Here is an 8956-nt window from a genome sequence, read left to right as displayed (position 1 = left end):
GAGGACGACGGCGCGGCGGGGGGCGGGCGGGAGCGAGCAACCGAGGGCCCGATCGTGCGATCGAGCGGGGCGAGCGACCCAAATTAAAAATGCCGAAGGCAACCGCAGCGGGGAAGCCAGGGCGGGGGAGGATGTGGCGAGCCTAATTCTGAGCAGCGGTTACGATCTGAGGTGCGCGATCGAGCTGAACCATGCTGATAACTCTGAATCCGAACCAGTGGCTTAACGTCTATACGCTCCAGTGCGATCGCCTCGAATACTGGTGCACGTTGCAATTCTGGGAACTGGATGAGGAGATTAAGTCTGAAGGCTTAGATGATGTGGTGCTTGAGCTGGTTTCTGAGGATGGCGAAATTCAGTCAAAAAAATTCCGGTGCGATCGCTGAGAAGCCGATCGCCCGGAGCTTATACACTGACTCAATTTTATCGCTTATTCTGCCTGCGCCATTCCCACGGTGCGATCGCTCCCGCGTCACCATGCACCCCGGCGCGTTGGGCGATCGCCAATTCGCTCGCGGCTGCGATCGCATCTCGGTTAGGACAGTTGCCAGAGTATCGGGCATAGTGCCAAGCCAAGCCCGATCGCGCCATTTCCTCATTAACGAAAACCTCGCCGGTTTCGTCGATCGCGAACAACTCGGCCACCTGGCGGCCGTACTTGTCCCGCTCCACAAAGTAGGGCCGGATCGTGCGATCGCGTACCAATTCCACCAGGTGATCGCGTGCTTCCTTGCCGCGCTCCTGGGCTTTCTCGGGTGCGTCAATTCCGCAAAGCCTTATCCTCTCAGTGTTTCGCCCGTTTGTGATTCGCACTGTGTCGCCGTCTGAGACTGATTCGATCGACCAATTCCCCGGCGCGGGCGTGGGTGCGATCGCTGCTGGCCCTCGTGCGATCGCAGTTGGGCCACCTGGGCCACTTTTGGGCCACATCCACCAAATCCCCACTATGGCGGCGGCGATTGGGATTCCTGCGGTAAGTCGCCACAGAGGCGATCGAGCGTTGTGCGGATTCGATCGCGCTGGACTTCTAAACCTGCGATTGCTGCCTCCAGTTCCTCGGTTCTCTGCCATAACTGCTGCATTGCCTCCGTGCTGCCGTCTCCTAACTGATAACTGATTGTGGCCAGCTCCACCCGTCGCCGGTGGGCTGCGGCCTGAGCCTGAGCCAGTGCGATCGAGCGCTCCAGGTCTTCCGCGCGATCGAATAGCTGGTGTAACTCTTGGGCGATCGCATCCTGGCGGCGAGCTGCGGTGGCCTGCAATTCGATCGCACGGGTGGCCAGGTCTGCCCTACGGTCGCGACGCTGGCCCACACGGCCACCGCCCATGATGTTGCTGATCACGTTCAGCGGGTTCGGGTCGATCCAATCAGTCCACTCGGTGCGCCGCGATTGTGCGATCGCCCCTTCGGTCTGCCCTAGCCTGCTGTTGATTGCGCTGATTTCCAGACTTTGGGCGATCGCCTTGTCGATGCAACTCGATCGATAACTCGGCTCGTAGGCTGCGATCGGTTTGCTCCAGCCAACGCACACGCCGAACAGTGCCACCGTAAGGACTCCGTACCGTTTCCAACTGCGAAAGCTCATTGCGGGCCAGATTGATTTGTTGGGTGATTTGGGCGATCGCGCCCTGGCGTTGCTGTTGTTGTTGCGCCCATTGGAGCTGCTGCGTTTGCCACATTGACCGGCTTCGCTCCAGCTCCTGGGCATGGGCATAGCGATCGCGTTGGTAGGCGGTCTGTGCTTCGGCCAGATTTGCCCGTGCTTGGGCGAGCGTTGCACCGGCGCGATCGGCTGCGCGTTGGGCGGCTGCCAACTTGGCGGCCTCATGCTGGCCCACGACTGGATCGGGCAATGCGGCCACCGTGCGATCGTGCCTCTCCTGGGCGATCGCTAACTGGGCTAGGGCTTCCTGGTGGCCCAACTCTGCCGATCTAACCTGGGCGATTTCTGTCCGAAAATCGGGCGCGGGTAGTTCTGGGGGGTGGGGTTTTACGAGCATGGGCGCGGGCAACGATCGCAGTTGGGATAGCGACAAATTCAGGCGATCGATCTGCCCCTCCAGCCGTTCTCGGTCATCCGTGCGATCGGCCACAATTTGCCCCGGCGCGATCGCCTGCCCGCTCGTGACCCGGAGATCCTGCGGACTGGTCAGCGTTAGGGCGATGGTGTGCAACCTGGGGCGATCGCTCGTGGCACTTCCCAGGGTGATGGTCTGTGGTGCTGGTGGTGCGATCGGGGCTGGTGGTGATGGTGCGATCGATTGGCAACCAATCAACGGCGCGGCTAATGCTGCCAAAAAACGTTTAACCATATTTCTGAATAATCCAGAAAATAACTATTAAAAAAACAACGGGATAAATTAGCCAAGTTGTGAGGATAAACCAACCAATTCCTAACACAACAATTATAAATATTGCAGCCAATAAACCAGCCGCCGCAATACTAAGCCAGTGTTCAGCTCTATGGGGGATTCTAAACTTATCTTCTAGCTTCAGTTTGAGCAAGCCTCTCTGCGTGTCATAGACTGAACCTCTGACTTGGTAAAGACCCGCGCTAACTTCTGCCTTTAGAAAATCTTCCTCAATTTGTCTAACCTTTTTCGAGAAAAGTATTCTACAACTTCCTTCACTCTTTTCGCTTTGCAGATGAACAATTGAAGTTTCCCAAAACTCTTTACAATGAACCGTAATCATCATTAATTTCATGCTATTTTCTCACTACTAAATCACCGCTAACCCAAACTTCTGCTAAGGGTTTTAAATCCTCGGCACGGGCGCAAGTTAGGGTCAAGGTTTGCCCCTCTGCCACCACCGGCATAAATCGGCGCGGGTCTTTGGCGATCGCGATCGCCTCGTCGCTCGTGAGCTGGCCCGTCGCGGTTCCTGGTCCCATCACCTGGATCACTTCAGCCAGGGGCACGGGGTCGGGGATATGCACCGGCGCGATCGACACCGGCGCGATCGCACCTTCCACCACGCGCACCACCTTTGGATCGAGCTGTTCCCCGATCGCGTAACGCTCGGGCCCGCGTTGCACGATGAGGCGATCGCCCGTGGCGTTGGTTCCAATCACTTCAAACCGGCCTGAGATTTTGCGGGCCTCAAGTTTGTGTAATGCCTCCAGCTCCACAAATACCCGGCGCTGGCTGCCCACCTCTCGGTAATGCTCGATCGCGCCCTGGTCGGTGGCCAGCAAGTTTCGGAAACTGGCCAGGCTCCCGCCATCGCCGATCGATTGCAGCGTGGCGATCGCAATCAATACGAGCAAGCCCTGAAATAACCGCTCTGTGGGCGATCCGGTGGTGAGGCGAAAGGTCGGATCGTAGGGGAACACCAGGCGCTTAGGGCTGGGATAGAGCGCGGGTACGCCAGATTTTGACGCTGCATCTAGTAGCCATCCGCACAAATAGCCCAACTGCACCACTAGCCACCACTTACCCCCCAGAACTAAAACCGGGGCGGAAATCAGGGCGATCGCGCCGGAGCCGATCAAGCTGTGGGTGATCTGGCGATGCCCCCAACGGCTAACGATCGCACTGATGGGCGCAAGTATCCGACCGGGCAGCGATCGCGGGGTGTCTAAGTCGGGCAATAACCCAGCAGCTCCCCCAACGATCGCAGCGATCGGATCACTCCAGGCCAGGGCGCAAATTGTGCCGCTAAACAGTAGGTGAGTGGTCGATAACACGGTCGTAATCCGTTCCGTTAAACCGCCAGGCCTCGCCGTGGGTCTCGCGCGTCCACTGCTCCAGCGTGCCCGCGTCCCGATGCTTGGCGATGGTGCGATCGCCTACCTTCAGGTGCTTGCAGAGCTTCCGCAAACTGAGGCGATCGGGCAGTGTAGACGATTGTAAACGGTCGTTTACGGGTGGTGGTATACGTTCGTTTACATCTGTAAACGGTTTGAGTTTTACGGTTGGGATTGTTATCTGGTCAAGAGTCCAGCCAATCCCTGCAACTTTTTTTCCAGGGCTTCCACTCGCTCCACCAGGGCGCGGGCCTGCTGGGGGGACTCGCTGCCCAACTTCAGGGCGATCGCATCTCTCAGCCAGTCCGCAAAGTCCTGGCCAGTTTCCCGGCAAATTTGCTCGATCGCACTGAACCACTCCTCATCGATGCGGGTTGAGACGGTCTTTTTAGCAGCCATCGTATACGCTCGTAAACGCTGTTTACGCTTTAACAGTACCGTTTCTGGTGGCTGTCGTTTGATTTCGTAAACGACCGTATACGAGTGTTTACGCTTATTTGAGGGGCGTAAGAATCCTTAAAACCCTTACGGGGCAAGGATCGATAAAGCCAATGCAACCTTACAAGGGTAATCTTGCATTCAAACTTTGCTCGATCGCTTGCTTACGCGGCCTGTCCATAGGACTGTGACCCGAATGAGCACCGAGGCAATCCCGCCCATGATGATTAGGTTGCGATCTCCCATGCCCTGGCCGAGGTATCGAATCACCAGGAGCAGGGCTAACCCGGCAATCACCAGCGGGGTTCCATCGATCCACTCGTTTTGATCTGCTGGTGACTCAATCGCCAAGTCATGTTCCAGGACTGACCGGATCAAAAACTGTGGATTCCCGTTTGCGAGCGTTGCCAGCTCCCGCGCGCGATCGCGATCGAGCTGCACCCGATGGTGATCCGCCGCGGCCGTAATCAGTTTGATCGACTGCTCAGGGCTAAATGGTCGCAATTCCCAGCGCGGGAACTTCAGCCACATATCGGCCCGCTTCGGGGTGGTGGCGAATAGGTAGATCTGGGCCCCGGTCTCTAGCCATTGCTCGATCGAGTTCCGCACAGCCACGGGGATGTTGTGCGCTTTGTCGATGAGTAGGACGGTCTGGCTCTCCACCAGGGCGGGCCCAATTTCGCCCAAGATTTCGGCCTGGGTTCGGCGCTTGCCTTCCTCGGTCTCGGTTTCCACGCCCACGGCCTCGGCCACCGATCGCACAAACCCACCGGCCGGAGTTGACCACGGCTCATAGTGCGATCGCCCGCCGCTATCACGGATCAACTGAGCCAACCGCTGGGCTAGATACGATTTGCCCACGCCCCATTCACCGTGAACCAGGAGCGATCGCCTGCGCTCCACGGCCTCCAGCAGAAATTTTTCCTCATCGCCCCTTAAGGAGCTAGAGAGAAAAAACTTTTCAGCCGGTAGATCGACCCTGCCGAGCCACTTTAAAACCTGTTGCTCACTGCGTTTGCGCTCACGGCTCCACACTGATTTGACGATCGCGCGGTATTCGCGATCGCCCTTCATCCAGCGCCGAATAAATGCCATCTACGCTTGGGCCGCTTTCCACCGTGCGATCGCGCGGCGGCTGCAACCCTTACCAGTCGTGACCCGCACGAACGCAATCGCCGCGTCGTAGGTGGTGTGGCCTGCTTCCCAGGCGGCGGCAATCGCGCGATCGAGCTGGGCGGTGCGTGTGGCCCATGGGCGGCGCGGTTGGTTCTGGGGGGTAATCGGTACGGGCGGCGCGGCCGGTAAAAGGGCGATCGGCTCTGAGGATGGGAGCGCGATCGGCTCCAGGGCCGGGGGCAAGGCCAGGGCGATCGCACCTTGGGCCAGCGTGGCGATCGCGCTGAAGGCAAAGGCGGCCAAATTGCGGGCCGCCGTGGGGTCAAATTTCACTGGGCAGTGATCCACAATCACCGCCCAGGTTTCCGAGAGCGTGTATTGATGCCAGGGCTTCATAAGATCGAGCGAGTCGGTTAATCGCTATTTTGCCCTTGCAATTTGGCGATCGCAGCCTTAACCCGTTTGATTTCATTTCGGTTTGCGATGCTGGCCAGCCACTCGCGCTCTTGTCCTTTGGCGATGTGTTTATGGGTGATTCGATCGCCCACCTCAGTGCATAACCGCAAATACCGATATCGCTTGACCTGGATCGGTTTGTCGCCTTTCTTAATCGCTTTTGACTTGCGCTCCACTGTGTACCACTCAAGCCAACAGTTCGGGGGGGCGGTGGGCAATTGCTCTAGTCGGTAGAGTCTGGCTTGCAATCCTTCCAAACCCTGCTGCTCGATCGCTCGCTCGACGGGGGCGCTCGTTTCCGGCTCCCACTCCAGCAAGATTTGCTCGCGCCGATCATCAATTCGTTCAGTCCGCATTGCTCGCCCCCCCGAACAAACTGAGCTGGCCAGGGGCGATCGCAGGTTGTCCACCAGGGCGATCGGTAACTGCTCCGATTTGGGCCAAAGCCCTGCGGCGCTCTCTCAGCCAAACCTGATAAGCCCAACCGCTCCGCTCTTGGAACGGATAGCGATCGCGCAATAGGCGCTTGATTTCCTTGATTTGCTCGGGTGTGGCCGTGCCGAAATAGGGGACGCTGCCCAACACCTGGGCGATGGTGGTCACGATGACGTGCTGCGCTTGGCCGCTATAGCCGCTCATGCTTCCACCTCCTGGGCTTCCGCTCCCAGGGCGGCTAATTCGGCCTCAATCTGCGGCCTTAGATTCGGGTAGAGCTGCCACTTAACCGTCAGACGTGCGATCGCTCCGGCGCGGGCCTCCTCCGGCGTGGGCTGTGGAAAATTTTGAAAAATTGGCGTTTCCACCGGGGCGGAATTTTTGGCCAACTCCCGACGCTCTTTTTCTTGCAAAAATTCGCGCTTATAGCCTTCGCGCTTTATAGCCTTTTCGATCCACGCTTCGATAAATGCTGGTGGTCGCGGCAACTTCTGCGCGCGTTTTCTCAGCCATTCCCGAAATTCGATTTCGTCAAACGGTGCGATCGGGCGATCGTTCAAATCCTCATCTCTCTCAGGGTGGGCGGTAGGGTCTGAGAGAGAGAGATCTGTAATAGATCTGTAAGACTCTTCAACCTCGCTAGGAGCCTGAGTTTCAGGGGCTTCCCTGTCCAGATTTGAGGCCGGGTGTCCAGATTTGAGGCCAGGTGTCCAAATTTGAGGCCGAGTGTCCAAATTTGGACAGGTTGGATCGTCCGTGTTTTCCACAGGCTCGATCGGCTCGATCGCACGGTCATGCGGCCTGATCCAAAGGTCGATCGCGCCGATCACTTCAAAGTGCAATAGGTTGGCTTCCCGCAATTGGGCGATCGCGCGGTAGAACGTGGGGCGTTTGATCTGGTGTTCCCTGCACCAGGCGGCCACGTTGGCGATCCGAAATTTCCAGCCGTCCTTACGCTGGGCGCGGATCAGGTTGTAAACGTATCCGCTTGGGGTCAATAGCCCGTTTAGCCACTGCCACCGCACATCCTCGGCGGTTAGGCGCTGGTGAGCTAGAATTTGTGCCATCATGAATTTCCAAAAAAATGATTCAGAAGCTCCCGCCAAGGAGCTTTTTTTGTTGCTTGATTCGTTGGTTTAGCCAAACCAGCCTGCTAAAAAAAGCACTCAGTTTCCCCCATTTAATCACTTTAGGGAGCGTCTAAATTCGGTGGTCTTTTACAAAATTGCGAGCGTCCGAATCCCGGATAAACCAGCGTCCTTCGACGTTTTTGGCGGCTAGCTTAGGCTGTTGCCGTCCTTTGATCCGGTCAATAACATATTGATTTGTTCGGTTAATTGCGCTTGCAATTTCTGATACAGTCCACCAAATTTCTAGCGCTGGCTTCCAGTCGGTCAAACCTGCCCGCTTTCGTCCTTCCAAACGATTTGCAGCTCACCGCCTAGGGCTTTTATTGCTTGTTCAGCTACCCAAAATTCCACCTTTGAATTGGGGTCACACAGTTTGGTGACCTGGTTAGAAACGGCGGTTACGGGGCGATCGCTCTGGCCACGCAATGCTAAGAGTGCCTGCCCGAAACGGTACTTAGTCCAATTCAGTGTTTTAAGCCTGCGGTTGATTTCCTTTTGCAGCATTCCATCTCTCCTAAACGCTATAGCGCCATCCCACTATATTAGGACGGCGCTATAGATAGTGGTTATCTCATTAGCTATTGCAGCGATCGCAGCCCATTTGTCCCGGTTCAACGTGTCCCGGCTCTGTGTAGGTTGCCCCGCATTCCCAGCACTCTAGAGCCGTCCAGTCAGCCTTAGCCCTTGCCCTCAGCTCGGCGCGTAGCTCTTTAAAGGCTTCCGATTTTGAGGTGAAAGCCTGCCAGGAATAGCCCTCAAAATAGCCGCAGGATTTTACAAACAGCGTTAAAGTCTCGCCGTTTTTGAGCTGACAATGGTGCTTGTCGATCTGGTCTCCTGAGTAAGGATGGCTGTTGCTGGTCAGGATTTTTTCGGAGCTGCAAGAGTCGATCAAAGCGATTTGCTCTAGCGTTACTCCAATCAGTTCTCCACCGTCTGCGCCTAGGTAGTCGTTGATCAGGCGGCTTGCTGTGTCCGATAGCTTTGGTGCGTCGATCATTGCTCGGCTGATTTCTAACTCCTCTGGCGAGTTAAAAGTCCTTGCAATTCGACAGGACTTCTTAAAAGTCCAATTGCTGTTAGCTAGTAGACAAATTCCGTTAGGGAAATCCGCTTCAAATTCTCCCAGGATCTCAACTTCAGCCTCCAAAATTGGAAATGGTCGCATCCTCTCAAAGTTGTGATTCCTGTCAAGGTGTGCCCGCAGGTGGTCAGGCGGCAAGGCATACCAATCGTAGGAAATTGAGGGCGTAATTCCCCAGCTATTACGCTCTTCAACAACCTGGGCATTGGTCAAAGCTGCGTATTCTTCCGCCTCTTTTTGGGTTCCAAAAAAGAAATCACAGAAGTATTTCGGGAAGCCATAAATCTTAGTCTTAGTCTTAGTCATCGCTTGTTGGAATTGGGTAAAGGTCAGACTCGAAATGGTGACGGCGCGATAGGGCGATCCAAACTGAGCTGGCGCATGATTGGACTGCTTCAATCGGTGCATCTGGCGGCATTTGCGATCGCGCTGCGCGGTAGCAACCGGCGTAAATCCTGGCCAGATCTAAGCAATCTCGCCGTAGGTCTTGCCACTCGATCGGCTTACGCGCGGGCGGTGGTGCGATCGCTCCTGGCGTTGGGCGGGTG

15 protein-coding genes are annotated in these 8956 nt (G+C 56.5%); 2 read left to right on the top strand and 13 right to left on the bottom strand.

Going from position 1 to position 8956, the window contains the following annotated elements; translation table 11 throughout:
- On the top strand, positions 1 to 226 hold a 226-nt coding region (locus AMR42_RS21250; protein WP_234407034.1), incomplete at its 5' end, for a hypothetical protein.
- The gene (locus tag AMR42_RS15300; protein WP_099534528.1) at positions 192 to 386 is read left to right on the top strand and encodes a hypothetical protein; all 195 of its coding nucleotides are present in this window, start codon (positions 192 to 194) and stop codon (positions 384 to 386) included. The genes AMR42_RS21250 and AMR42_RS15300, both read left to right, overlap by 35 nt.
- Positions 387 to 423: 37 nt before the next feature.
- Here the strand turns inward: AMR42_RS15300 and AMR42_RS20630 are convergent, their stop codons facing one another.
- The 13 genes from AMR42_RS20630 to AMR42_RS15240 all read right to left on the bottom strand — a co-directional run bounded on the left by AMR42_RS20630 (position 424) and on the right by AMR42_RS15240 (position 8714).
- The gene (locus AMR42_RS20630) at positions 424 to 813 is read right to left on the bottom strand and encodes a thermonuclease family protein (protein WP_158234507.1); all 390 of its coding nucleotides are present in this window, start codon (positions 811 to 813) and stop codon (positions 424 to 426) included.
- A 131-nt stretch (positions 814 to 944) separates the two neighbouring features.
- Positions 945 to 1343 carry a hypothetical protein gene (locus AMR42_RS20625; RefSeq protein ID WP_158234506.1) on the bottom strand — a complete coding sequence of 133 codons (399 nt, stop codon included), beginning with the start codon at positions 1341 to 1343 and terminating at the stop codon, positions 945 to 947.
- A 25-nt stretch (positions 1344 to 1368) separates the two neighbouring features.
- Complete coding sequence (locus AMR42_RS15290) at positions 1369 to 2313, bottom strand: hypothetical protein (protein ID WP_143473131.1); 945 nt, start codon at positions 2311 to 2313, stop codon at positions 1369 to 1371.
- The gene (locus AMR42_RS15285) at positions 2306 to 2707 is read right to left on the bottom strand and encodes a hypothetical protein (protein ID WP_099534525.1); all 402 of its coding nucleotides are present in this window, start codon (positions 2705 to 2707) and stop codon (positions 2306 to 2308) included. The genes AMR42_RS15290 and AMR42_RS15285 overlap by 8 nt, the downstream gene beginning before the upstream one ends.
- Before the next feature lies 1 nt (position 2708).
- Positions 2709 to 3689: a metal-dependent hydrolase gene (locus AMR42_RS15280; RefSeq protein ID WP_158234505.1), complete on the bottom strand. Its 981-nt coding sequence runs from the start codon at positions 3687 to 3689 to the stop codon at positions 2709 to 2711.
- Between the two features lie 237 nt (positions 3690 to 3926).
- On the bottom strand, positions 3927 to 4148 hold the full coding sequence (locus tag AMR42_RS15275; protein ID WP_099534523.1) for a hypothetical protein: 222 nt from the start codon (positions 4146 to 4148) through the stop codon (positions 3927 to 3929).
- Positions 4149 to 4328: 180 nt separating this feature from the next.
- Positions 4329 to 5282: an ATP-binding protein gene (locus AMR42_RS15270; protein WP_099534522.1), complete on the bottom strand. Its 954-nt coding sequence runs from the start codon at positions 5280 to 5282 to the stop codon at positions 4329 to 4331.
- Positions 5283 to 5699 carry a hypothetical protein gene (locus tag AMR42_RS15265; protein WP_099534521.1) on the bottom strand — a complete coding sequence of 139 codons (417 nt, stop codon included), beginning with the start codon at positions 5697 to 5699 and terminating at the stop codon, positions 5283 to 5285.
- A 17-nt stretch (positions 5700 to 5716) separates the two neighbouring features.
- On the bottom strand, positions 5717 to 6115 hold the full coding sequence (locus AMR42_RS15260; protein ID WP_099534520.1) for a hypothetical protein: 399 nt from the start codon (positions 6113 to 6115) through the stop codon (positions 5717 to 5719).
- A complete protein-coding gene (locus tag AMR42_RS15255) occupies positions 6105 to 6398 on the bottom strand; it encodes a hypothetical protein (RefSeq protein WP_099534519.1) in 294 nt (97 codons plus the stop codon). The genes AMR42_RS15260 and AMR42_RS15255 overlap by 11 nt, the downstream gene beginning before the upstream one ends.
- Complete coding sequence (locus tag AMR42_RS15250) at positions 6395 to 7261, bottom strand: hypothetical protein (RefSeq protein WP_158234504.1); 867 nt, start codon at positions 7259 to 7261, stop codon at positions 6395 to 6397. Before AMR42_RS15250 ends, AMR42_RS15255 begins: the two co-directional genes overlap by 4 nt.
- Before the next feature lie 327 nt (positions 7262 to 7588).
- A complete protein-coding gene (locus AMR42_RS15245) occupies positions 7589 to 7828 on the bottom strand; it encodes a hypothetical protein (RefSeq protein ID WP_099534517.1) in 240 nt (79 codons plus the stop codon).
- Between the two features lie 70 nt (positions 7829 to 7898).
- A complete protein-coding gene (locus AMR42_RS15240) occupies positions 7899 to 8714 on the bottom strand; it encodes a hypothetical protein (protein ID WP_099534516.1) in 816 nt (271 codons plus the stop codon).
- Positions 8715 to 8956: the final 242 nt, after the last annotated feature.

Origin of the sequence: Limnothrix sp. PR1529, from assembly GCF_002742025.1 — a bacterium.
In the GTDB taxonomy this organism is placed as follows: Bacteria; Cyanobacteriota; Cyanobacteriia; order CACIAM-69d; family CACIAM-69d; genus CACIAM-69d.
The sequence above is the reverse complement of the archived record's forward strand: the minus strand, read 5'-3'. Positions and strand labels throughout refer to the sequence as shown.